Annotated in this window: 16 protein-coding genes and 1 pseudogene; 12 read left to right on the forward strand and 5 right to left on the reverse strand. The window is 60.2% G+C overall.

Annotated features, from left to right (window positions below; genetic code table 11):
* The first annotated feature begins 264 nt into the window (after positions 1 to 264).
* Positions 265 to 867, forward strand: a complete 603-nt coding sequence (locus PWP93_RS15470; RefSeq protein WP_421028890.1) for a hypothetical protein — start codon at positions 265 to 267, stop codon at positions 865 to 867.
* Between the two features lie 271 nt (positions 868 to 1,138).
* Here the strand turns inward: PWP93_RS15470 and PWP93_RS15475 are convergent, their stop codons facing one another.
* Complete coding sequence (locus PWP93_RS15475) at positions 1,139 to 2,521, reverse strand: replication initiation protein (RefSeq protein ID WP_421028889.1); 1,383 nt, start codon at positions 2,519 to 2,521, stop codon at positions 1,139 to 1,141.
* Between the two features lie 858 nt (positions 2,522 to 3,379).
* Here PWP93_RS15475 and PWP93_RS15480 point away from each other — a divergent pair.
* Positions 3,380 to 4,588, forward strand: coding sequence for a ParA family protein (locus PWP93_RS15480; protein WP_421028888.1), 1,209 nt, complete (start codon positions 3,380 to 3,382; stop codon positions 4,586 to 4,588).
* Entirely contained in the window at positions 4,585 to 5,565 is a 981-nt protein-coding gene (locus PWP93_RS15485) for a ParB/RepB/Spo0J family partition protein (protein WP_421028887.1), read from the forward strand. Before PWP93_RS15480 ends, PWP93_RS15485 begins: the two co-directional genes overlap by 4 nt.
* Before the next feature lie 2,204 nt (positions 5,566 to 7,769).
* On the opposite strand, the pseudogene PWP93_RS15490 reads toward PWP93_RS15485, so the two are convergent.
* A pseudogene (locus PWP93_RS15490) lies at positions 7,770 to 7,991 on the reverse strand (DUF1016 domain-containing protein); the annotation flags it as partial.
* 465 nt (positions 7,992 to 8,456) lie between these two features.
* Here PWP93_RS15490 and PWP93_RS15495 point away from each other — a divergent pair.
* The 3 genes from PWP93_RS15495 (at position 8,457) to PWP93_RS15505 (ending at position 13,504) form a co-directional block, all read left to right on the forward strand.
* Positions 8,457 to 9,485, forward strand: a complete 1,029-nt coding sequence (locus tag PWP93_RS15495) for a UPF0149 family protein (protein WP_421028886.1) — start codon at positions 8,457 to 8,459, stop codon at positions 9,483 to 9,485.
* 152 nt (positions 9,486 to 9,637) lie between these two features.
* Positions 9,638 to 12,316, forward strand: a complete 2,679-nt coding sequence (locus PWP93_RS15500) for a DEAD/DEAH box helicase (protein WP_421028885.1) — start codon at positions 9,638 to 9,640, stop codon at positions 12,314 to 12,316.
* A gap of 18 nt (positions 12,317 to 12,334) precedes the next feature.
* A complete protein-coding gene (locus tag PWP93_RS15505) occupies positions 12,335 to 13,504 on the forward strand; it encodes a hypothetical protein (protein WP_421028884.1) in 1,170 nt (389 codons plus the stop codon).
* A 138-nt stretch (positions 13,505 to 13,642) separates the two neighbouring features.
* Here the strand turns inward: PWP93_RS15505 and PWP93_RS15510 are convergent, their stop codons facing one another.
* Positions 13,643 to 13,927, reverse strand: coding sequence for a hypothetical protein (locus PWP93_RS15510; protein ID WP_421028883.1), 285 nt, complete (start codon positions 13,925 to 13,927; stop codon positions 13,643 to 13,645).
* A 278-nt stretch (positions 13,928 to 14,205) separates the two neighbouring features.
* On the opposite strand from PWP93_RS15510, the gene PWP93_RS15515 reads away from it, so the two are divergent.
* Together PWP93_RS15515 and PWP93_RS15520 are read left to right on the forward strand one after the other, a co-directional pair.
* Complete coding sequence (locus PWP93_RS15515) at positions 14,206 to 14,481, forward strand: hypothetical protein (protein ID WP_421028882.1); 276 nt, start codon at positions 14,206 to 14,208, stop codon at positions 14,479 to 14,481.
* A 411-nt stretch (positions 14,482 to 14,892) separates the two neighbouring features.
* A protein-coding gene (locus PWP93_RS15520; RefSeq protein ID WP_421028881.1) for an IS3 family transposase occupies positions 14,893 to 16,067 on the forward strand; the annotation gives its coding sequence in 2 pieces (ribosomal slippage) (positions 14,893 to 15,142 and positions 15,142 to 16,067; 1,176 coding nt in all).
* A 267-nt stretch (positions 16,068 to 16,334) separates the two neighbouring features.
* Here the strand turns inward: PWP93_RS15520 and PWP93_RS15525 are convergent.
* On the reverse strand, positions 16,335 to 16,670 hold the full coding sequence (locus PWP93_RS15525; RefSeq protein ID WP_421028880.1) for a hypothetical protein: 336 nt from the start codon (positions 16,668 to 16,670) through the stop codon (positions 16,335 to 16,337).
* 60 nt (positions 16,671 to 16,730) lie between these two features.
* On the reverse strand, positions 16,731 to 17,690 hold the full coding sequence (locus tag PWP93_RS15530) for an IS5 family transposase (protein ID WP_421026637.1): 960 nt from the start codon (positions 17,688 to 17,690) through the stop codon (positions 16,731 to 16,733).
* Positions 17,691 to 20,012: 2,322 nt separating this feature from the next.
* On the opposite strand from PWP93_RS15530, the gene PWP93_RS15535 reads away from it, so the two are divergent.
* The 4 genes from PWP93_RS15535 to PWP93_RS15550 all read left to right on the forward strand — a co-directional run bounded on the left by PWP93_RS15535 (position 20,013) and on the right by PWP93_RS15550 (position 25,249).
* A complete protein-coding gene (locus PWP93_RS15535) occupies positions 20,013 to 20,978 on the forward strand; it encodes a GlxA family transcriptional regulator (RefSeq protein WP_421028879.1) in 966 nt (321 codons plus the stop codon).
* Between the two features lie 249 nt (positions 20,979 to 21,227).
* Positions 21,228 to 22,439, forward strand: a complete 1,212-nt coding sequence (locus PWP93_RS15540) for a M24 family metallopeptidase (protein ID WP_421028878.1) — start codon at positions 21,228 to 21,230, stop codon at positions 22,437 to 22,439.
* 166 nt (positions 22,440 to 22,605) lie between these two features.
* Entirely contained in the window at positions 22,606 to 23,865 is a 1,260-nt protein-coding gene (glyA, locus tag PWP93_RS15545; protein ID WP_421028877.1) for a serine hydroxymethyltransferase, read from the forward strand.
* A gap of 7 nt (positions 23,866 to 23,872) precedes the next feature.
* The gene (locus PWP93_RS15550; protein ID WP_421028876.1) at positions 23,873 to 25,249 is read left to right on the forward strand and encodes an L-serine ammonia-lyase; all 1,377 of its coding nucleotides are present in this window, start codon (positions 23,873 to 23,875) and stop codon (positions 25,247 to 25,249) included.
* Positions 25,250 to 25,257 lie beyond the last annotated feature (8 nt).

A 25,257-nucleotide genomic window follows, 5' to 3' on the forward strand; every position in this document is an offset into this window, starting at 1 on the left:
GAAGCTATTTTGCATACCATTGCGGCCAACCATCGACCGCGGCGTCTCTCGTGCAGGCGCCTGCACGTGAAAACGCGGAATGGTGATGCTTTTGGTGAGCTTTTAGGCCAGGTCTCCTTTGACGGGAGCGTTAGAATCGCGATGTTTCACCTGTTTCACACGCAGCGCGAAATCGAAAGACAACTAAGTCATTGATTTTTCATAGGCCTGCTTAATAAACTGGCAAATTGGCGTGCAGGCGCCTGCACGAAACATTACGATCCGATGACAAATCAAGACGCGAACATTGCAGCTGCGCTGGCCGAACACTCGGCGATGATCTCGCGGGGCGCTAATGCGTACGAGTTCGGCGTGTTCTATCGAAGCCTGATGACCAGGGCGGGACTATGGCGAACACAAGCTGAACTGGCGAAAGCCATGAATGTATCGCGGGCCCATGTGTCGAAGGCCCTTGCTGCCGCGCGCCTTCCCGGAGAAATCGTGGGCATCTTCGGCGCGAGACAGATCACATTTCGCCTCGCCGAGTGTCTGAGCCGTCTGATTGCTGAATTCGGAGTGGACCATCTGCAAAGGAACGCTACTCGCGTTCCGATAAATGCCCGCACGACCGATGAGATTCTCAGGTTTCTTGCAGAGGGCGAAATACCGGAGTCGACCGATAAACCGCGCCTCAGCGTCATAGAGAGCGGCAAGGCCCTCCGTCTAGAGTTGACAGATCTCCACATCGTGCTTCCGTACCTGACCCAGCTTGAGCACATGATCGCGTGGTCCGTGTCGGTGATTCTGAGCGACCCGGCTCGCGGTCCTCGCCGGCCACGGCGATATAAGCGACGCGCGCGAGTTAAGCCTGCTGCAGTTGACTTCTGATCTCCGAACGGCAACGAACGCTTACCGCGTGCCGCTGCCAGGTCCCAGCGGCCGACCGTCGCCATCACCCAAGAGGGTGCACGCGCGGATATGGCGATTTTCGCTGAAATCGGCGAATTTCGCGTCTGCACAAAACAAGCAGTCCCAAGCAAAGATGCCGTTTGTGCTTCCAGATTTCCTCGCCGTGACTATCGACAACTATTGCATTTCGCTGTCAAGGCGAATCCGGAAGCCGGCAAACTGGTGCCGGACACTCCGATTTTCCGACTCCTTATTTGGTCTTCGCTTTGCCAGACTTCGTCTTGTTGAAAACGTAGCTCGCGAATCCGTCTTTCAAGTCCGGGTACTTCTGGATAGTCGTTTCAGCCAGTTCACCTGTTGGATCGACACCCAAGCGACGGAGCGTAAGTTTGCCACCTGGACTGGTCCTATAGGTCCGTCGCCAGTCCTCTCGCTGCCTCGGTCCAGCGACTTCGTATGCTTCCCATCCACGCCGGATTTCTTCGCCTCTCTGGCCTTGCGCGTGAACATCCTGTGCTGCGATCCGGAGCGCAATCCGAGTCTCGGCCTGCTCTCGCACCTCAAGTTCGCGCTGCTCATTCAGCGCCATGTTTTGCTGAATCTCGATCATCTTGCGCTCCGCGTCAGAGATGATCCACCTTTCCTTCAATGCTTTCATGAAGAAACCAGCCGGACTCTTCGATACCTTGCCCATTTGCAGGCTGAAACGTGTGCGCTCGATCGCCTGTTCAAGGCGCTCGTCCGTGTAGGTGTCGCGCTCGGCAGCGATCTGGTTAAGCTGCGAACTAGAGAGCCCGAACTCCTGCTTCAGCGTTTGGTAGATCGCTTGAGCGTGCTCGTGCGTATGGAGTACGCGCTCCGCGATCTCTTTGCGCGCGATGCGAAATCTTAGTCGCCCTATCTTGCGAGACCCCGGCTCGTTGCGCGTCTCATACGACAGCGTGAGGTCGGAAACCTCGTTGATCTGCTCGACAGCCGGCGTGAGCCAGTCGCGTTTGAAGTACTTAAACTCCTGCGCCTTGGCACCCATCGCGCCTTGCCACGAGCGAAGTTCGTCAAGGGCGAGCCAGTCCGTCATGCCCTCGTCCGCGTAGGGAAGCAAGTGGTCGTACATAACTCGCGCGTAGCTCAGCGTAAAGAGCGACGTGATGCGCAGGCTCAGCCAGTGCGATTTGCCAGGGCCACGTATGATTCCGATGAGATCCGGCGGAACGCGGAACTGGAAGCGTCCGCCTGAATATGTGATGCGACCAATCAACTGCACCGAACCGAACGGTTTCTCTCCGTTTGCATCCGATGCTGCTGTCGCCTGTATCAGCGCTCTTTGCGCTTCGGTAATGACCTGTTCAAGGTGCGTGTTGTTGCGGCTCGAATAGCGCATGAGCCACTTGAAGTAATCCAACTCCACTTCGTACAAGTCACGAGGCCGTTCTTCCTGCGCGACAATGAAATATGCGGCGTCGATTAGGCGTCGTGCCGCCACCCCTAAATCAACAATCCGAATCAGGACATTGTTTCGCGCGAAACCAATGTCAGAGCGGGCTGTTTCGACGGGCAAGTCCTCGGCGTTCGCGTCGTCGAACAACGCCAATGCCAGTTGCCTCGACGTGGCCACCTGCCCTGCGATCGCCATTCCGGCCTCCAGCTTGTTGTTCAAAAGGTGATATGGACCCGTACGGTACCGACGGCAAGGTGCCCTGTCAACACAGATCACCTCACCTTTTCGCCTAGCCCGACACAGAACACCTCACCTTAGCTTCAACCTTTCACATTTCGCCTCACCCTTGCCGCCCAAATACTTCACCTTGCTCCTCAATCTGGTTCACCTTCCCGGGGTAAACGGTTCACCTTCGCGCTCAATCAACAGCACCTTTAACACAGAACACCTCACCTCTCTCGCCTAAGTCATTGATTTTATGGGCGACGAGTTTTCTGTTGGTTGTTGTTTGCTTTTTTTTATTAATTCACTAACAACCCGCAAACAAAGATCGTGCGAGTCGGTGCGCAAGGCGAAAGGATGACGAAGCTAGTGATGCTATCTGCGTATTTCGCCTCAGAAGCCACTGTAGGTTCGACTGTTTGGTCATTTCGCTGTATCCGCGAGGCTTGATTCGGTTCTGAGACTCCCGCTTTACGCTGCCGCGAAAGGTGAGGCAAATTGTGCACGTGCGGAATGAATTGTCGAAACACCGGCCTTTTGACCAGTCAAAGTGAGGTGTTCTGTGTTAGGTCCGCGAACTCTCAGGACCCACGTCGTTTGCGATGTTCTTTCGACAACGGCGATTGTTCACTCTGGGTCGACGTAAGCCATTGAATATATTGGAGTTGTTCGGTGTCGACATGAAAAAGGTTGCCTTTATAAGATTCCGATGGCAATTGTGCGCTCTGCCTAGTATTCTACGGTTCGTCAAAGATGTAACACAAAACCGTTGAAACAGACGCGGAGCGTGAAGAAATCAGCTCACCGTCGACAAAAAGAGGAACCGTCGCAATGAATCTAAGCGAGCTGCCAGGGATTGACCGCCGCGTCAAGCTCTCTAACCTTGGGGAATTTGCCGAGCGCCTGTCGGTAATGGCGAATGAACTGCGGGATCAAATCTTGGCGCCGCGGCCACGGAAGACGCCACCCGTCTTTACGATCGGTGAACTCTCGGAAATGTGCGGAATGGATCGCCAGAAGATCAACTATCTGGCCACGAAGGAAGGCGGCGAATTGCCGCCCGGGGAAGCTCATGGGACCGGAAGAGCGCGCATCTTCTCATTGAAAGATGCACGGACCTGGGTGCAGCAAGTATCCGACATTTACCAGACTCCGCTGGTTACCGGCACGCGTGAACATCGTGGGCGCGTCTTGATCACAGCAAACTTCAAGGGCGGCTCCTGCAAGACCACAACAACGATGTGCATTGGGCAGGGCTTAAGTCTTCGTGGACGCAAGGTACTGGTCATTGACCTAGACCCGCAGGCGTCTCTGTCGGAGTTGTGTGGCTTGTACGCCGAGAAGGATGTGACGTGGGAGGACACTGTGCTCCCGTTCATCTACGACCCGAGCATCGAAGGTGGCCTCGCGTCGAAGGTTCAAACGACGTATTGGGATGGACTTGACGTGATCCCGGCGCACAACTACCTGCACGACGCGGAGTTTCACCTGCCGACGGCGCAGCAGACTAATCCTGGTTTCGAGTTCTGGTCGGTGCTTCGCAAGGGTATCGAACCGCTACGGGCGCAATATGATTACATCATTCTCGATACGGCGCCGTCTCTGTCCTACATGACGCTAAACGGTCTGATGGCGGCCGACTCGATGGTGATGCCGTTGGTCCCGGAGAGCCTGGACTTCATTTCGTCGGTGTCATTTTGGTCACTGTTCGCTGAGGTTGCACACGGATTTGTCGAGCACGAACTCGACAAAACGTACGATTTCATCTCGGTCCTTTTGTCGAGGGTCGATTACGGCAACACGTCGTCGGCGCCCGTAGTGCGCTCGTGGTCCCAGCGGGCGTATGGGGATTGGCTTCACGCAACGGAAGTTCCGGCCAGTTCTGTTATGAGCAATGGTGCACTTGCCTTTTCCACCGTGTTCGATCTGTCGCGGGCTGACGCTGTGGCGAAGACACTGGCGCGGGTGAAGCAACCATTGATGGATTACTGCAAGTGGATTGATGATCAATATGTGACGCAATGGAGGGCCGGGCAATGAGCAGCCTGCGTGAGCGCATGATGAATAAGACGGCTGAGGTTCGTGCGGCGAAAGACATTAAGCTCGATCCTCAGCAGGAAAAAGCGACGAGCCCACGGACTGCGCCTGGCATGGCAGGTGCCTTGGCAGTCGCGCAACAGCGGATCATCGAGCTGGAGAAGACCGGAGCGGCGTCGGAGGTCGCGTTATCCGAGATCGTTCCTAATCCGTGGCAGCCTCGACAGTTGTTTAATGAGGCGAAACTGACGCAGCTCGCCGAATCGATTCGGGAGGCCGGCCTGGTCCAGCCGATTGTCGTGCGTCGGGTGGCTGCGGGTTATCAGATAGTCGCCGGGGAGCGACGTTGGCGCGCGCACAAGATGATCGGGAAGGAAACGATCAAGGTTGTCATCATCGATCTCTCGGACGAGGAGATGGCGATGCTGGCACTTGTCGAAAACGTGGCGCGCGAGGACCTCTCGGATTATGAAATTTCGCGTTCAGTCCGCCAGACGGAAAGGGAGTTCCCGAATCGTAAGCGTATGGCAGAGGCGTTGGGGATTTCACGTTCGGAGCTTTACCGTTACCTCGCGTTTGGCGACTTGCCCGATTTCGTCATCAAGGATCTGAATATCCAACCGCGATTGCTTGGTGCGCACGCCGCGCAAGATGTGGTGTCTGTCCTTCGCGAGAAGGATGCTCGAGCGCTTGAGATTGCCCGGAGCGTTTGGGTCAAAGTTGTGTCTGGAGATCTCGACCAGACCAAGCTCGCTCGATCAATTAAGCAGGAAGTGGAAGGCGATGGCAAATCTGACGGAGGTGTCAGTGATCGCAAGATCGAAAAGATTTTTGCCGGGAAGAGTCAGGCCGGATCCATTACGAAGGACGCTGTCGGATTCACTGTCAAAATTAAGGCGGGGATGCTGACAGAGGATAGGGAGAAACAAATACGTGCGCTTATCGCGCAGTTATTTTCGGACGATGCTTCTTCCGGTTAGTATCCTCTTAAGCCCGACCGAGTTCGGGCTTTTTTGTGTCTCCATTGGAGACAAACGCGGGCACGCTCTCCCGACTCGTATCCCGTAGCCCCATTCGGGGGGAGCATGGTCTAATCCAGAGTCACCGTACTGATGGATCGCGCGGCTCTCCCCCGAGTGTCTCCAATGGAGACACAAGGCCCGAGTGTCCCAGTCTGCACCTTGGCAATGTCATTTGGCGACGCTGCCCGGAAGATTACGGTACTTGATTGGCAACGCAACGAAGATCCGAACAGGCGCTATGTCTTACGCCATGCTCGACAGCGGGTCAAACTGCCCTGTCCCGGGGATAGTGTCGGGGATTCACGAATTAGGCAAAGGTACCCCCGGATAATGTCGGAACAGTCGGACTGACGCTAGCTGGCGCTGGATTTTGGGTGAGCACGGGCGCTTGCGCGGGGCGGCAACAATAGCAACAAGGGCACCATTGGTAGCGGTACCTGTGAACGTCAACCCACCTGTGGCTGGCGCTGCCAAGGGTGCCAAAATCATCGCGAGTCTCTGGCCTTTCAATCCAATGGTTTCGAGCGCGACGGGCGTACGTCGGAGTCGCCTGGTTCGCACACCCAGGCCGTCACATTCGATCTCGCATTGCTTCGCCGAATCCATGTGCCGCGCAGGATGACATAGCAGTCTGGGGCGGCGGGGCGCGGTGCGCACCTAGCGAGAGGAGCTGAGGTCGGATCGGCGTTCGTTTGCATTGAACAAATTTCATCCTGGCCGGGTCGCTCCTGAAGCTGCCCGCGCTTTCGACTCGCGGTGCGGACAATGCACCCGCTAGGGGCCTTGCATACGTCAATTCAACGTACGCGAATGGGGTTGCAGCAGTAGCTGCTCTATAGCAGAAAGTGGCGAGCAAATGCCTTCGCCGCCCAGCTCTCTACAATCCGCCATAGAACGGCACCGGGCCTATTTTCGGGCAACAGACGGAATTCTCCAAAGCGTGGGGATTCGCCTCCGCGAGAACGACACGCTCCCCCAAGATTGGCTCAGCAACGGCGCCAAGTTTGCTGTGCACCGGCTGGCCTTCCGAGAGGCCAAAGATGCGAGCTTACGTTGCACTGGTCCTGTTTCCTCTCTCGCTCCCAGTCTTCATCGGACGACGCCAGAGCATGAGCCCGGGGCGACGTGGCTAAGCTAGCATTCGGAGCATAGGGCGCTTGAAGGACGTTGGATCATTGTGGTGCTCGGACATCCATTGACGATCCACTGGCCCACCGAATTTCGACGCGAAGCGAACGGTCGGCGCCGCACACACGACACGGCGGAACGGGTGGTCATGTGATGCAACTAACCATCTGCTCTTCAATCTGACAATTGAGACGCGTATCGGCGTGCCAGCGGCACGGAAATCCGCCTAACCGATAACCGCAGAGACGGTGTGCCCGATCAGATGCCCTCGGTACGCGAATTGTTGGGCGAATTGATTACGCAGACGAGAAAAGGGTCGCGTCGTGAAACATTCGGACTGTAAATTTTGATGTCTGCAAACCCTTACGCGATAGGGGTTACAGCCTAACCGACGCAAATTGTTTCACGGCGCCGAGAGGCGAACGTTAAACGAACATCGGTGAAATCCAGGCAGCGCGGCGTCAAACGCGGTAATCAGCAAAATCGTATGGAACGATACGTAATTTGTACTTTAATCGCGTCGCATTATTTCCGAGCACGTCCCCGTGTGTGGTAGCTCGCGCTGCCGCGCCGTCCATCGCGCTCTAGCACCGCTGCCGTCGGCCGAGGTGCGCGGCAGGCCTGTTTTGATCATCATGGCGCATTTCGCGGGGTTCAACGTGGCTGAATCGAGGCGAGCGTGAATTCTCTCCGCAGCGCGGAAAGAATCTGCGGCGGTGGATCTGAGAGTTCCGTCTGAACGACGTTTCCGGTAACTTGCCGCCTTGTGCCGACCCCGGCACAACGGCGGGCTTCATCCAGACGTGTATCGCGATGACAATCGCGCCAAGAGAAATACTGCAGGTCTTGAAGCGGTCGCTTTGGCTCACTGCCCTGACAGATCCATGTCAAAGACCATAGTCGAGCGTCGTAGCGACATTCGATAGGCCGAGCCGGGTCTGTCAAGCGCCTGTCGCTTCTCTAGGACCACCGCACCAGTAAGTAGTCGCGATATGCACTGCCATGAATCTTCTCGGCCCGTGGATTTGCCCCCCCTAGCGGTTGCGATCATCCTGCAGGCGCGAACGAGCAGCCTGAATTGACTGATGCAGCTTGGCTTCCAGTGCCTCGCGCGGCGGGAGTACCGTCAGATATTCCGCGAGATGAGTCCCGCTCTTGCCCAGCTCGAGCAACTCGATCTGTTCTTGCTTCTTTCCGGCGCACAGGATGATGCCGATAGGCGGTTGCTCGTCCGGCTCCTGCTCATGCCTTGAAATCTCTTGGCGAGGGGACACCACCGTGCCGTGCGCGTTTTTCGACATTACCGGGCCCAACTGTCAAACGGCCGTCCACTGCCACATGCGGTGGCTATCGGGCCGGGAAACGCGACTAACTGTCTTCGGCAATTCCGCGCCCAACACCGGCGGAGTGCGAAAAACTGGGGTCTTCAGGCAGGTGGATATCGCGCCCGTGGCGCACTGCTGGCGCAGCCGAAGTTGTATGGCTGCGACGTCTTGATTGAGCGCAGCGAGGATGAACCATTCGCAAGTCGGCTCGCCAGCCAGAACGTTCGTCGCGTGTCGATCCGGCGTCGGGATTGCGCATCACGCCTCGGGTAAAATGCCGGCACTGTGCGGTTGGCCGGGAATGCGTCCTGGAACCGCGGCGTTGCGCCGAACGTCGGCGGCAATGGCAGCGCGGGCGGACAGCCTCGCGGTTGCCACATACCGCATGGAAATACCATGAAATTCGATCATCCCGATCCCGAACTCAACGATCCGCTGACTGACGAAGAGCTGGATTTTCTCGAACGCTTTCTTTCGGGCAATGCCGTTTGCAGCGATGCGATGGATGCGGTCATGTTGCATGGTTTTCTGACTGCCGTCATTTCCGGACCGAACGTGATCTTGCCGGGCGCGATTCTTCCGTGGATCTGGGATGCCAGGCACGCAACCCGTCAACCCGGATTCCTGTCAGCAGGTCGCGCTCGCAAGGTCACCGGACTGATCTTTCAGTACTGGAACGACATCAACGACACCCTGAATCAATGCCCCGACCTGTTCGAACTCCCGCTGCACACGCGCGTATACAAGGGCGAAGAGGTTCCCGTCCTCGACGAATGGTGCGAAGGGTATTGCAAGGGCATCGACATCGACCGGGAGGCGTGGGAGCCGCTGATCGAACGACACCCCTGGTGGTTCAATATCATCCTGCTGTTCGGCACAGCCTCCGGATACCAGGAACTGGCGCGCCGTGACTACACGGTTGAGCAACGCCGGTCGTTCGTACTCCAGCTTGCGGCCTCGGCACTCAATATCCATCGCCACGGGTGTGAAGAACGTCGCAGATTGATGGAGCAGGGAGAGCACCCCGGCACGGTCCCGGCGGGTTCATCGCCGAAAGCCAGGACGGCGACGCAAACCACGCCGGGGAATCTGGACGCCCGGAACGGGAGCGTGTCCAAAGATGTGTTCCTTGTCGATTCGCTTGGCCGGGTGACGGACGAAGCGTTTCATCCGCTGGCATTGTCCCCGCTGGCTACGCGCATCACGCGTGGTGGCACGTCTGTCGACGTGCACATCTATCGCGCCGACGATGATGGCCGCGACGGATGGATACTGGAAATCATCGACGCGTCTGGAACGTCCACGGTCTGGGACGAGCCGTTCCCGACCGATGGGGCTGCGCTGGCCGAAGCATGGAGCACGATCAGCACGCACGGCATTGCGCCGGTAACCGGAGACGGGCCGGCACCCGCGCCGAAACACTGAGCGCGCCCGGTGCCAGAATCCGCCTGGCGCTCCCGGAAGGGCTAGCCCTTGCGCGGCGTGGGCAGACTCCCCACGGCGCAGGCGATACGTGATCTCCTTGCGGGTCTGTCTCCCGCCTGCATGCGAACCCGCGACTTTCCCATCAACTGTCCATGTCCTTGACCGATACCGATCGCCTCTCGCCAAGAATCACACCGGCCGGCCACCTGCTTGCCGCGCCGGACGTCGATGCGCCGGCCTTGCCCGATGACGTCGCGCTGGGCGCGGCCTTCACGCGCGGCCCAGGTCATGGGCTGCTCTATCTGGGAAGCGCGACCATCGGGCGAGCATTGCCGCCCGCCTGGGCATGGTGGCGCGACCTGGGGGCCCGCTATGTCACGGCCCTGTGCACCACGCCAGAAGGTGGGGAAGTCGCGGTTGCCCAACCGGACAGGGCGGACTTCGACAGGCTGATCGACGATGCGCCACCCATGGCGGGCGCGGAATATCTCACCCCGGATGTCCTGGCGGCACTGTGGGGCGAAATCGATGGCGCCTTGCGTGACGAGCTGGCAGGTTCGGGAGCGTCGCTTCAGGCATTCCTGAGGTCGCGTCATCCTGCCTGGAATCTGGTGGGCCGTGTTCATTTCAACCTTGCCGAAAACCGCAAGGACCCCGAAGCACCATTCGCGTTCCTGGCTACGTACGCGGCGCGCCTGTCAGCCCATGGCAAGACACAGCATCAACCGCTTTCGCGGGCGCTCGAAGAGTTTTCCGAGGCGCGCAACAAGGCGCAGCTGCTCTCTCTCCTGATGCCGGTTCAGCGCGCCGCTGAACGCTGTGACTGGCTGCGCGCGATGCTCGAGTCGCGCGAAATCTACCACCCGCTGCGCTGGATGCCGACTGACGCCTGGCGTCTTCTCTCCGATCTGCCGGCGCTGGAATCTGCCGGCATCAGGGTCCGGCTACCGGCGACCTGGGCGACGGGCCGTCCTGCGCGACCCGCGGTCAGGGCGAGTGTCGGGACGCAGCCACCATCGCTCCTTGGCAGGGAAGCGCTGCTCGACTTCAGGATGGAGGTGTCGCTCGATGGCGAAGCGCTCAGTCCGGCCGAGATCCGGAGTCTGCTCAAGGGCGCCGACGGTCTGCAGTGGATTCGCGGGCGCTGGATTGAGGTGGACACGAAAAAGCTCGGCCGCCTGCTCCAGCGTTTTGAAGGTCTCGAGCAGGCCGCGCAGGCGGGGCTGCCGTTGAACGATGCCTTGCGTCTACTGGCAGGCGTGTCCGGCGATGAAACCGAAGGCTCCGACGAGCGCGACTGGGCGCAGGTCGTGGCAGGCGACTGGCTGGCCGAGACGCTGCGGCAGTTGCGCCAGCCGGAAGGGCTGGCGCAGGTCGATCCCGGCGTCGACCTGAGAGCGCAGCTTCGACCTTACCAGCAGGCGGGGGTGCAGTGGCTCTACCTGCTCAGCCAGCTGGGGCTGGGAGCGTGTCTGGCCGACGACATGGGCCTCGGGAAGACGATGCAGGTGCTCTCCCTGTTGCTGATTCTCAAGCGCGATCTGGGCGCCCCGCGCCCGAGCCTGCTGGTCGCACCGGCCTCACTGCTGGCCAACTGGGCTGCGGAAGCGGCACGTTTCGCGCCGGGTCTGCGCGTGCTGGTGGCGCACCCGTCTGTGACGCCAGCGGAAGAACTGCGCGTCCTGGACAGCACGAATCTCATGCAGACCGACCTCGTCATTACCAGTTTCGGGTCGCTGCTGCGTCAGCCGGTTCTGGAGTCGATGCAGTGGCGCGTCGCGATTGTCGACGAGGCCCAGGCGATCAAGAATCCCGGCGCCCGGCAGACGAAACAGGTCAAGAAGCTGCAGGCCCGCTCACGCATCGCCCTGACGGGCACCCCGGTGGAAAATCGCCTGTCGGACCTGTGGTCCATTTTCGACTTCACGCATCCCGGCCTGCTGGGCTCGGCGAAGGACTTTGCCGGGCTCACCCGGCGTCTGGCGAAAATGGAGCACTTCGGCCCGCTTCGAAACCTCGTGCGGCCCTACATTCTGCGTCGCCTGAAAACGGACCGGCGCGTGATCGCCGATCTCCCTGAAAAAACCGAACTCAAGGCATGGTGTCACCTGAGCCCCATCCAGGCCGCCCTGTATGAACGCGCGGTCAAGGACCTGGCGGCGGCGCTCGATGGCACCGACGGTATTGAACGCAAGGGGATCGTATTGAGCTACCTGATGCGCTTCAAGCAGATCTGCAACCATCCGTCCCAGTGGTTGGGCGATGCGGCGTGGAAGCCGGAAGCCAGCGGCAAATTTGCACGGCTGCGCGAGCTCGTCGACGTGATCGCGGCGAAACAGGAAAAGGTCCTGGTCTTTACGCAATTCCGGGAAACCACTGAGCCCCTTGCCGCATTCCTCGGATCGCTTTTCGGCCGCGAGGGCCTGATTCTCCATGGGGGCACACCCGTAGCCAAACGGCGCGAACTGGTCAGGCAGTTCCAGGAGGACGAATCGGTGCCGTTCTTTGTGCTCTCGCTCAAGGCGGGCGGAGCGGGGCTGAATCTCACCGCCGCGTCCCACGTGATTCACTTCGATCGCTGGTGGAATCCGGCGGTCGAAAATCAGGCGACGGATCGGGCATTTCGTATCGGCCAGCGCAGGAATGTCCTCGTGCACAAGTTCGTTTGCCAGGGTACGGTCGAGGACCGGATTGATCAGCTGATCGAAACGAAGCAGCAACTGGTGAAGGATGTGCTTGAAGGGGGCGCGGAACTGCTGCTGACCGAGATGGGTGACCGCGAGTTGCTCGATCTTGTCAGGCTCGATATTCACTCCGCGCAGGAAAACTGATCATGGGAAAGAACGCAGATGGCTAACTTCGGTGGATGGAAACCTTACGTTCCGGTGGCCGAACGCAGGAAAAAAGCCGGGCAGCTGGTCGCCAGGGCGACCAAAGCTGGCAAGACGCTGTCACCCATTGCGCCGTATCGCGGGGCCATCGCGAAGACCTTCTGGGGCAAGGCGTGGTGCGATAACCTGGAGCACTACAGCGACTACGAAAGTCGCCTGCCACGCGGTCGCACGTACGTGCGCAATGGTTCGGTGATCGACCTGCAGATTACGACGGGCAGGATCCGTGCGCAGGTCATGGGGTCCAGCCTGTACGAGATCGAAATTGATGTCGCAGCCTGCCCGGAAAAACAGTGGCGCGACTTGAGCGCCGACTGTGCGTCCTCGATTGACTCCATGGTCGAATTGCTGCAGGGCAAGCTGTCGGCCGCGGTGATGGGGCGCATCTGCAAGCCGGGAACCGGGCTTTTTCCCGCGCCGAAAGACATCAAACTCGGTTGCAATTGTCTGGATTGGGCGGCGATGTGCAAGCACGTCGCCGCCGTACTCTATGGCATCGGCGCACGGCTCGACCAGCAGCCCGAATTGCTCTTTACGTTACGTGGCGTTGACCCCACCGAACTCGTCAATAGCACCGATGCGAATCTGCCCGGGGCAGGCGCCGTCCCGGCGTCCGGCAGGTTGCTTGACAATGCAGATCTGGGCGACGTGTTCGGTATCGATATCGACATGGAACCCCTTGCTGATCCGCCCAGGGTGCGGGGCAAGCGCACGCGCAAAGCAGTCAGCTCGCAGACAGTCGAAGTCACGACACCGAAGTCGACGACACCGAAGTCGACAGCACCGAAGTCGACAGCACCGAAGTCGACAGCACCGAAGTCGACGACACCAAAGTCGACGACACCAAAGTCGACGACACCGAAGTCGACGACACCGAAGTCGACGACACCGAAGTCGACGACACCGAAGTCGTCCGCGACTGCGAAATCGGCACCCAAGGGTAAGGTCGAAAGCAAAGCCAAAGCCAAGGTCGCGCCGCTGGACGTAGAGCGCCGTCCTGCCGCCCCGAAAAATGCGAAAGCAAAAACCGGCTCCGGCGCAACGCAGGCGACCCGTCCGGCTGCGTCTAAAAAGCCCACTGCACGTGCTGCGCCTGCCACGGCGAAATCCGCGAAACGCCGCGGGTGAATTTGGGCGCTGTGCCGCACCGCCTGATCCGACGGCTGATTTCGCTTTCAATGTGCGCAGCGGGATCGGGATGGGGCGGGTTGACGAATCCCGGCTGAACTTCAGGCTGGAGGCGCCTGACGCCAGCGAGGGCCCCGATCAGAATGCGACGAAATGGAAAATCAGGGAGTACATGTTGGGCAGGAAAAAGAGCGCAGAAAAATTGAAGGTGGTGGTCGCATCGAGCCAGTCATCGAGCGCAGGCTGCGGTTTCTGGCCGAGACGGCCGGGGTATGTCGACAGGGCGAGTACAGAGGAAATCTGTTCGATCGTAGCGTGACTGTTGTACAGGCATCGCAGCCGGTAAAACACTTGAAGAACCATAGCCGTGCACCTTGTCCGTCCCACCGGTCGCTCGTATTCCCTGCGGGTGGTCAATGTCATCTGGCGGCCGCCTTCCGCAACGTTTGCGGGGATTCGACTCGCAGTGGAAGCCGGTTGCAGCGCCGCGCGTTTGCGGCCCGGCTTCCGTAGCCGAACGGATCCGTAACCCAACACGGCATGGCCCACCTTCGAACTGGTCGCCCTCGCGCTGTCCACCGGGTAGGTGCCAGGATCGCTCCCGCCGTTCGCGACTCTGATAGACTTTTCGCAACTCCAGTTCGCGCGTGGCAGGCGTCTGATGCGTGCGATCGCGGAATCGAGGACAGGAGGGTTCATCCATGCTGCGATGGCTTGCAAACCTGATTGCACACAATGCCGCAACGCCGGAGAAGCAGGCTGAGCGCGCGCTCGGAGAATTGCGCATGGCGCTGTTCCAGGCCGAACAGCGGGTCATGGATGCGCAATTGCAGGCTGACTATTACCGCTCACGCATAGCGTTCTGCGAGGAGGTTCGGAAGGCCGGCATCGAACAGGTGTCCGATCAACGCAAGGGACAACGTGAAACGGTTACGCACGAGTTGCGACCGAACTTGAAGCTGACGACCTCCCCATAGCCTGCGCCGCACGCTCTCTGCCGCGCAGGGCGGGGGAGACCGATGTGGGGTACGGATGAGACGCCCAAAAGGCGTGCTCGCAGCAAAACCGCTATCGTTCCAGCAATGGAAAACGACTGGTGCTCCCGCTTCATAATGCCTGGTCGCACACACAACGACGCGCGCAATGCGCGGCGGCGGGTAGAACGGCTCCGTCGTGCCCTGAATTGTGTCGTCACATTTGATCGGCTGTGACCCTGACGACGACGGGCACCTGCTACCTTGTCCTTTCGAGGACTGACTCCACGCTGGGGCGTCTCATCCGGTTAACACGTTTACAGGATCACGAATAACCGGCGACCTTGACCTTGCCCTCGAAAAACGTATCCGTTATTGAGAGTGTGTAAAACTTCAGTGACGGAGGATTGAGCAATGGGTAACCCGAGGGCGCGGTACACGCTGGAATTCAAGGTTGAGGCGGTTCGCATGGTGCGTAACGGCCAGAGCCAGGCGGCGGTGGCAAAGATTCTGGGCATCAGTACGCAGACGCTAAACAGCTGGCTCAAGGCTGACGAGGCTGGCAAGCTCGCTGGCGCAGGCAAACAGGTATCGGCCGAACAGATGGAAATTGCGCGACTCAGGGCAGAGAACGCGAAGCTGCGCATGGAGCGCGACATCCTGGGAAAAGCGACGGCATACTTCGCGAAGAGGTCGGCGTGAAGTATGCCTGGATTGAGCGGCACAGCCGACAATGGCCGGTATCCGTGGCCTGTGAGGCGCTGGGTGTCAGCCCCAGTGGTTATCACAACCGCAAGGCCCGAGACGTTGATCCTGATCGGCCGCGCCGACGTATCAGCAACGATGCGTTGCTGGTCCACATCAAGGCCGTGCACGCCGAATCCAAAGGCGAGTACGGCTGGCCGCGCGTGTGGAAAAAGCTGCTTGCGCAAGGCATTCGCGTGAGCAAGGACCGGGTTCAACGGCTGATGAAGCTGCATGGCATCAAGGCGCGGACCAAACGCCGCTTCAAGGCCACGACAGACAGCAGCCACAACCTTCCGGTCGCACCGAACCTGCTGCAACGCGACTTCTCGCCGGCGAAGCCCGATCAGGTCTGGACGACAGACATCACGTATCTGTGGACCGACGAGGGCTGGCTGTACCTGACGGTCATCCTGGATCTGTTTAGCCGCCAGGTCGTGGGCTGGTCGCTCAAGCCGCACATGCGCACGGAGCTGGTTTCTGACGCGTTGCGTATGGCGTGGTTCCGTCGTCGCCCCGAGACCGGTCTGATCGTGCACAGCGACCGTGGGAGCCAATATTGCAGCGCCGAGTTTCAGGACCTGCTCAAGAGCTACGGCATGCAAAGCTCGATGAGTCGCCGAGCAAATTGTTGGGACAACGCACCGACCGAAAGCCTGTGGGGATCGCTGAAGCAGGCGCGCATCCACGGCAAACGCTTTGCGACGCGTCGCGAAGCGATGGACGAGGTAATCGACTGGTTGAGCTTCTACAATCATTCGCGCTTGCACTCGACGTTGAATTACGTCAGTCCGATGCAATTTGAACAAGACTGGCACGCCGCACAGCGAAAGGAAGCGGCATAATAAGTGCTCGGTTAGCGGATGCGAAAATCGCGGGCAACGTCAACCTATTGCGACGCTTGAGACCATAACCGGGTGGGTGAATGATATTCGGAATAGCGAGGTGGCCGTGGGCTCGTCGAACAGGAGATACTGCGATAGATACGGTTAGGTGTCCTATCTATAAGATAAAAAACTTTTCTTGAGTACACCGTACAGCTTCCGTTTCTAATGGAAGCGTTCCTTCGAAGCTCTCGCATGGGCCGTTCAGCGAACACTACTTCGACAGTATTACCCGGCAAACAAGTACCTGTTCGAATTCATCCAGGGAATGTCCTGGAGTTGCACACGCCGCGAGCGCTCCAGATGTGCTTCTCCTTCGGCGATCATATCGGCGGCCCTGTCCAGCACCTCTTGCAGGCGCGCCAGTATTTCGCTGTGCCATTGCTCCGTGTCGTCGGCGAAGGCAGGAGGTCTGGCGAGGCTTTCGAGCAGGGAGTGGGCAGTTTCGACGAAAGGCAGCGCACCGTGGTAGTCCTTGACGGCAAGCATCGCCTCGTCGGTTGCCTCTTTCAGCACCCGCAGATGCACTGCTGACGCTTCTTCACCATCCGGCGACGACTGCATCGCAGCGGCGTTGTTGCGTAAATCAGGCGTAGAGACGACATGATCTGTGTGCTCTCAATCTCAGGCGATACGGACGGACTGCGGGCGAGCGAGGGCTACCATGCGATTGAGTACACCCGCACGGATTGATACCTCGGTGGCTTGCGAGCCCGTCGCGCGCGCCCACAGACAGGAGCCCGTGAGTACCTTGAGCCGGTACATCAAGGTCTCGGCGAGCGATCGCCGGTGGTAGCCGCTCGCCTGCTTCCATTCGCGCCTGCTGCTTCCTTCGATAGCGGCAATAGCTGCATTGCGCCAGGTGGCGCCGGGCGTGCGGTCTGGCCACGGCTTCGCTCCCTCGCGCGGCGGAATCGACGGGCTGGCGCCACGCGCGGCGATCTGCGCGTGACAAGGCTTGGTGTCGTAAGCGCCATCGCCTGCGATGGTATCGATCATTACATCAGCCGGAATCTGGTCGAGCAGATCGGGCAACACTTCGCCATCGCCTTCGTCCTGATGGGTCATCAGCGCGGCGCAGATCTGGCCTGTGTTCGCATCCATCGCGAGGTGCACCTTGCGCCAGGTGCGACGCTTGGACCAGCCATGCTTGCGCACCTTCCACTCGCCTTCGCCGTAAACCTTCAGCCCGGTGCTGTCGATCACGAGGTGCATGGGCTCATGGGGACGTTGCGCCGGCAGCGCGACCTTGAGGGTCTGGGCGCGACGGCTCAAGGTCGTGTAGTTGGGTACCGGCAAGCTCGGAAAGGCGAGCTTGCGCAAGCTCTGGGCGAAGCCTTGCAGTGCGCGCAGCGGCAGATGAAAGACTTGCTTGAGACTGAGCAGCATCTGGATCGCTGCATCGCTGTAGACACGCGGTCGGCCGTGCCTGGTCGGGCCAGCCTCGGGTACCTGCGTCAGTACGCCTTCATCAATCCACATGGTTACATCGCCTCTTGCGATCAAGCCCGCGTTGTAATCCCGCCAGTTCCTGACGCGGTACACCCCTTTGGGTTCGCTGGCCTTGCGTTCGTCCTTGCGCATCTTCTCGGGGAAAAAATCGAGAATCTACGCAGCTCGATGCGAAGTTAACATCCTGGTCAACCCGAGCGTTGCACGTAAACGTCAGTCCACCTGGAAGCGCCCCAATTTCTGCAACAACGCCCATCGCAGCGGATAAATGACCAACACGCGACGGGCCGAGCGCATCAAGAAGCAGCGAGCGCTGCTGGAGGTTTGCATACTGCTCGCGCAATCCGGTTTCACTGGGCATGCGGATATCCATTTGGCATAAACCCTTGTTCTACGACCGGCATGTTAGTGGACGCCCAGGAGAAGAGGGTCATAGATCGTCACTTCGCGGTCGATGTGGCGAGGGCTTCCTGACGTGCGGCCACGAACGCCTTCGAGTGGCACTGTTCCGCGTGATTCAGCGCAGCGCGCCAGATAGCGTGCAGTGCGTGAGCCGCCTCCTCCCGATCGCATCGCCGTGGTCCAGCTGCGCCAGGCAGGAGCGCATCGTCGTGCTGCATACCATCGCCGATGCGGCCCGCATGGCGGCGCCCAGTGAGCGCCAGATGAGGCTGTGGGTGATGACGCGGGAAAGCGTTAAATCATCAGGATTGCAAAAATTGTCGACAGCTGCCTCTAATGGGCAAGGCGCCGCACGCGAACCCCCGGACGTTGTGTGCCGCGAGGAACTGGCCGACTGTTTCAATGCAATGGCGTCCTGCACCGAAAAAACCACGCACTCAGGCGTCCACGGACATTGCGGGTACGCAAGGTTCGGGCAGGATCTTCAGTTGATCGAGCTCTCAGCCCCCTCATTGTCGGCACGCGCTGGCCTTGCCTTGGCGGATCAACGTCTACGATCCGTCGCGATCGAACGGCTCAGCTGTTTTCGAAACGACCCCGATGTGTCCGGCAGGCGGGAGAGGGCGGCCGCATCAGCAACGCGAGCTGGCGCGGGTCGGAATGAAGCCAGGTGGAAGCAGGCAATGACCAGCCGGGGATGAAACCTGGAAGGCCGCCTGGTGGAGCAGGGGGCTGGCGCCGTCCCGGCCGTGCAGGCCCGCGTGACGCAGTTCAACTTATGCGTATGCCGCGGCGCGCTGTCGGTCCCCGGGATGCGTGGAATGCACGGTGAGTGCTCACCAACGTTAACGGGCGGTTGCACGGACGAACGCCCAGGATATGCGGGCCCAGGCGCGCTCCGAGTCAGGCGCGTGCGTTCGCGCCCGACGAAAAAACGCCCGCACAGGGGCGCGGGCTTGGAGCGTGTGCGTGGGTCGGGGGCCGCACGCACGCTTAAATATTAGGCGAAACCTGAGAGGTCACATTAAAAAATGACGTAACCTGTTGATTTATATTATTAATATTTTGTGTGCGAGGGTGGGGTCCCGGTGGGCGGCGCCCGGTCCGTCCCCCATGTTCAAACGTTGATAATGCGGGATTCTGTCAAATGCGGGTGCCGCGCAGGCTGGCGAGTATCGCAACTAACCGTCTTCCAGCCACCCAGCTCTCCGCTTTCCTACCCCAAACCCGCCTGCAGGCCCGCAGGCCACCGAGGACGCCAGCTCGTCTTGACCGTCGCCTGTCGACACCCTGAAGCCAGGCAGCCGGATGCCAGGTGAGTATTTATTCGGGAATGCAAGGCAAAAGTTGCCATCGATGCATGAGGTCAAGCGGGCTGCGTGGCGGGGTACAGGCGGCAACGGCGGGGCGCGAGTCTGCCTCTTTCCGGGGCGGCGCGAAAAACGCACGTCGCGTCACGGGTTTCGAAGCGCATGACGGGATGGTCGCATCCGGAGCCTCACGACGTCTCGTCGGACCGCTTGTTCCGCTGACCGAAGATAAGGGGCCTATCCTCCGTCAACGATGCTTTAACTTTCGATACCTAAGTAATGCGCTCGATTGCATTTTTCCTCGGGGCGGCCGTTTCGGCAGTTTTAGCTTTTAGTCCCTTCGTCAAGGAGGCTGAATGCTTCGCGAGGGCGGTTTTTATCGTTTCTGTAATGCCTTTCGCGCTTGCCCTGGACTTCCGCAGAAGGCAGCGCTGACTTCAAGCAAACAGCTGTCAGGGCGTTGCGCCGGATTCATTGACGCCGATGGTGCCGACGGCGCTTGACTCAAGCGCGGGAAACGAGTGGTGACGCTCACGCGCCGGGTTGAACTGGCCGGCCGCCGCGCGGGCATCATCCACATTCAGACCTGCCCCGGGCACCCACCGCCGGGCGGGAAATTGCCGGCTGCAAGGGCCAACGCTAAGATGCTGCAATCCAACCGGCCCCTTTCCGCTGTCAAACCGATCTTCCGATGTCAACGACCCTACCCAGGCAATCGCCACCGTCAAAGGTACGTGACGGCATGCACGATCTGCGTGTCATGCGTTACGGCTTCCTGTTGCGCGAGAATTTTTCCCTGATTGCGCTTGGCTCCGCCATTGATCCGCTTCGGATAGCCAACATGATCATAGGACGGCGCGTCTATGACTACAGCCTGATCGGCTCAGGCGACGAGTTCGTTCCATCGAGTGACGGTATCCGGGTGGTCCCCGACGTCTCGATGGCGGACAGCGCGCCTTTTGACGTGGTGTTCGTTGTCGGGCCGAATCCCATTCCGAAAAGGGGGATTGGCGCCGTTGTGGACTGGCTGCGCAGGCAGGCGGGCAAGGGCGCGGCGCTTGGCGGGCTCGACACCGGCAGCTATTTTCTGGCGCGTGCTGGATTGCTGAATGGATACCGTTGCACGATTCACTGGGAAGACCAGGACGTGTTGATGGAGCAGTTTCCCAAGCTGACAGTTTCCACGCGGCTGTTCGAAATCGACCGGGATCGCTATACCTGCAGCGGTGGCGTGGCACCGCTTGACTTGATGGTGCATCTGCTGGCGAATCCGCCGGGCAGCCAGGCACTCGCGGCGCGTGTGCTCGAATTGCTGGTCGCGGAGCCGCGCAGTCGCGAATATCGACAGCAGACTTCGTTGCGTCAATATATCGGCGCGGAGCATGAGAAGCTCGACGAGGCATTGCAAATCATGGAAAGCAACGTCGAAGAGCCGATTGCCGTGCCGGAGATTGCGTCTCATCTGCGGGTCTCGCAGCGGCAACTCCAGCGCTGGTTCCAGGAGCGCCTTGGCAAATCGCCAGCTGAGGCGTACCTCGAGATTCGTCTTCTGCGCGCCCGGCAGCTTCTGTACCGCACGGCAACTTCGCTTGAGGACGTGTGCGCGCGCACCGGTTTCACGTCGACGACCCACTTCTCCACGCGCTACAAGGCGCAATTCCAGATCTCCCCGATCGCCGACCGGCGTCGCTATCAGAACGCGCTGTAGCCATTCAGAGATCGCGGCAGGATACGCCCGTCGCGTATCGGCACTAAAAATTGACACAACCTCGGCGTACGGCGCCGAGGCGTGCAAGCGCAGGCTCTCCACACACGCAGGCAAGCGAACGATCGATTTCATGGTTAACCCGATTTGGCCAATTCGGGAACGACGTTGTCCATTTCGGAAATTCTCCAAATTCCCGAACTTCTAACATCTGCTCACACCCACCACGCTTTTTCACCCAGGAGCGAGCACATGAAGATGGAGAACCTGATTCGAATCGAGAATGGCGAGAAGGTGAAGCACACCTTTTCCGATGCGGAGTACGCAATCCGCCAACGCAAGCTGCGCGAGCTGATGGCGCGCGAGAATATCGACGCGGTGCTTTTCACGTCGTATCACAACATCAACTACTACTCGGACTTTCTCTACTGCTCGTTCGGCAGAAAGTACGGTCTCGTGGTTACGTCGTCCAAGGTCGTCTCGATCTCGGCCAACATCGACGGCGGCCAGCCGTGGCGGCGTACGGTCGGCGACTACAACGTGGTCTATACAGACTGGCAGCGCGATAACTTCTTTCGCGCCGTGCAGGGCGAGATCGACAACAAGGGCCGTGTGGGCATCGAGTTCGATCATGTGCCCGTCGAAGTGCTCTCGAAGCTGAAGGCGGCGCTGCCGTCGGTCGAGTTTGTCGACATTGGCGCACAGACGATGCGCATGCGCATGATCAAGTCCGATGAGGAGATTGCGCTCATCAAGCATGGCGCGAACGTGTGCGATATCGGCGGCGCCGCGCTCGCGGCGGCGGTGCGCGAAGGCGTGCCCGAGCACGAGGTTGCGCTCGCCTCCACGCAGGCGATGGTGCGCGAAATCGCGCGCCGTTTTCCCGATTCGGAATTAATGGACACGTGGACGTGGTTCCAGTCGGGCATCAATACCGATGGCGCACACAATCCGGTCACGACGCGCAAGGTGCAAAAGGGCGACATTCTCAGCCTGAACTGCTTCTCGATGATCGCCGGCTACTACACGGCGCTGGAACGCACGATGTTCTTCGATCATTGCCCCGACGAGCACCTGCGTCTCTGGAAGGTTAACGTCGAAGTGCACGAAGCCGGCCTGAAGCTGATCAAGCCGGGCGCGCGCTGCGGCGATATCGCGCAGGAACTGAACAAAATCTACGCGGAATACGGGCTGCTGCAGTACCGCACGTTCGGCTATGGCCACTCGTTCGGCGTGCTGTCCCACTACTACGGCCGTGAGGCAGGGCTCGAACTGCGCGAAGACATTGACACCATTCTGGAGCCGAACATGGTCGTCTCGATGGAGCCGATGATCATGCTGCCCGAGGGGCAGCCGGGCGCCGGCGGCTACCGTGAGCACGACATCCTGGTGGTCGGTGAACAAGGCGCCACCAACATCACGGCCTTCCCGTACGGCCCCGAGCACAACATCATCAAGGGCTGACAGGACAGTGCCGCCCCGCGGCGTGCGTCGCGGGTTTTCTTATTGACAGCAACCATCTTGCATGGGACCGGAGCCAGTACTTTGCCTGGAACCCGGGGGACGCGCTTGAGCGCGAGCCCGGGTCGAAAGCCAAAGCGCCGGCTCCGGATCGACAGGAGACGCCAGCGTGTTTTCCAGGGAACAAACCATCGCCGGATTCGATCCGGATCTCGCGGAGGCGATGCGCCTCGAGCGCGCGCGCCAGGAAGCGCATATCGAGCTGATCGCATCGGAGAATTACACGAGCCCGCGCGTGCTCGAGGCACAGGGCTCGGTGCTGACCAACAAGTATGCGGAGGGCTATCCTGGCAAGCGCTACTACGGCGGCTGCGAGCATGTCGATGTGGTCGAGCAGCTGGCGATTGCGCGTGCCAAAGCGCTGTTTGGGGCCGATTTCGCGAACGTGCAGCCCCATAGCGGGTCGCAGGCCAACGCGGCCGTGTACCTCGCCTTGCTCTCGCCAGGTGACACGATTCTGGGCATGAGTCTCGCGCACGGCGGGCATCTCACGCATGGGGCGAAGGTTTCGTTTTCCGGGAAGATCTTCAACGCGGTCCAATATGGTGTCGACGCCAGCACCGGCCTGATCGATTACGACGAGGTCGAGCGCCTTGCGCTCGAGCATCGTCCGCGCATGATCGTAGCCGGCTTCTCCGCCTACTCACGCGTACTCGATTTCGCGCGCTTTCGCGCAATTGCCGACAAGGTGGGGGCCTTCCTCTTCGTAGACATGGCGCACGTCGCCGGTCTCGTCGCCGCGGGACTGTATCCGAACCCGGTGCCGTTTGCCGACGTGGTGACCACCACCACGCACAAGACGCTGCGCGGCCCGCGCGGTGGCCTGATTCTCGGGCGCGCCAACACGGATATCGAGAAAAAGCTCAATGCGACAGTGTTTCCGGGCACACAGGGCGGTCCGCTGATGCACGTGATTGCCGCCAAGGCCGTTGCATTCAGGGAGGCGCAAAGCGCCGAATTCAAGGCTTACCAGGCGCAGACGCTCGCCAATGCACGGGCCATGGTGGAAGTCTTCACCGCGCGCGGCTACGAGGTCATATCCGGCGGCACCGACGACCACCTCTTTCTTGTCAGTCTCGTGGCAAAGGGCATGACCGGCAAGGACGCGGATGCCGCGCTCGGTCGCTCGCATATCACCGTCAACAAGAACGCCGTGCCCAACGACCCGCAATCGCCTTTCGTTACGAGCGGAATCCGTATCGGTACTCCCGCGATCACCACGCGCGGTTTCGGCGAGGACGACGCCGCAATGACGGCGCGACTGATCTGTGACGTGCTCGATCACCTGGGCGACGCGCAGGTGGAAGGCCGTGTGCGTGACGAGGTGGCGAAGCTGTGCGCGCGGTATCCGGTCTATCAGGGTCTGTGAGGACGCCATGAACGTGAGCACCTTCGACCTGTTCAAGATCGGCATCGGTCCATCCAGTTCGCACACCGTGGGACCGATGATCGCCGCGTGCAAGTTTGCCGGACGTTTGCGCGATCGTTCCGTGCTTGCTCGTCTGGGCTCGATGCGTATCGAGCTGTTTGGATCGCTTGGTGCAACCGGCAAGGGGCACGGTACCGACAAGGCGGTACTACTCGGTCTCGAGGGCAACCTGCCCGATACGATCGATCCCGACTATGCGGAACAGCGCCTCGCCGCCATCCGCGCGGCGAAGGAACTCGACCTGGCGGGCGAGCGCCGCATCGCCTTCGACGAAAAGACGCAGATTGCCTTTCTGCGGCGCGAGGTATTGCCGCTGCATCCCAATGGCATGCGCTTTACGGCGCTCGATACGAACGGATCGGTGCTCGATACTCAGGCGTACTACTCGGTGGGCGGCGGCTTTGTGGTCAACGATGCCGGGGAGCGGCTCAATGGCCTGCCGGGCACCGACGACGTGCCGTATCCGTTCCGGACCGGCGTGGATCTGTTGCGGCTGTGCGGCGAAAGCGGCCTGTCGATCGCCGATGTGATGGTGGCCAATGAGTGCACGTGGCGCTCGCCCGACGCCGTGCGCGCGGGCCTCCTGACGATTCGCGACGTGATGGCGGCATCGATTGCACGCGGCTGTGCGATCGAAGGCACGCTGCCCGGTCCGCTCAAAGTGCGGCGGCGCGCTTCCGCGGTTTTTCAGCAGTTGAAAGCGCAGTCGGAAGAGTGCCTGCGCGATCCGCTTTCGATGATCGACTGGATCAACCTCTATGCGATGGCCGTGAACGAGGAGAACGCCGCGGGCGGACGAATCGTGACCGCGCCGACCAACGGCGCCGCGGGCATCATCCCGGCCGTGCTGCAGTACTACACGAAGTTCGTACCCGGCTCAGACGATAACGGCGCAGTCACGTTTCTTCTGACCGCCGCCGCGATCGGCCTGCTTTACAAGGAGAACGCGTCCATTTCCGGTGCCGAGGTGGGCTGCCAAGGCGAGGTGGGCGTGGCGTGCTCGATGGCGGCGGGCGCGCTCGCGGCAGTCCTGGGCGGGACGCCGGAGCAGGTGGAGAACGCCGCTGAAATCGGCATGGAGCACAACCTGGGCATGACCTGCGATCCGGTGGGCGGCCTCGTGCAGATTCCATGCATCGAGCGCAACGCCATGGGCGCGGTAAAGGCCGTCAACGCTGCCCGGATGGCGCTCAGGGGCAACGGCAAGCACTACGTTTCGCTCGACAAGGTCATCAAGACGATGCGTGAAACGGGTGCCGACATGAAAACGAAATACAAGGAAACTTCGCGCGGGGGCCTGGCGGTCAACGTGATCGAATGCTGAGAGGAAGA

This window comes from Paraburkholderia sp. A1RI-2L, assembly GCF_048957375.1.
GTDB lineage: Bacteria > Pseudomonadota > Gammaproteobacteria > Burkholderiales > Burkholderiaceae > Paraburkholderia.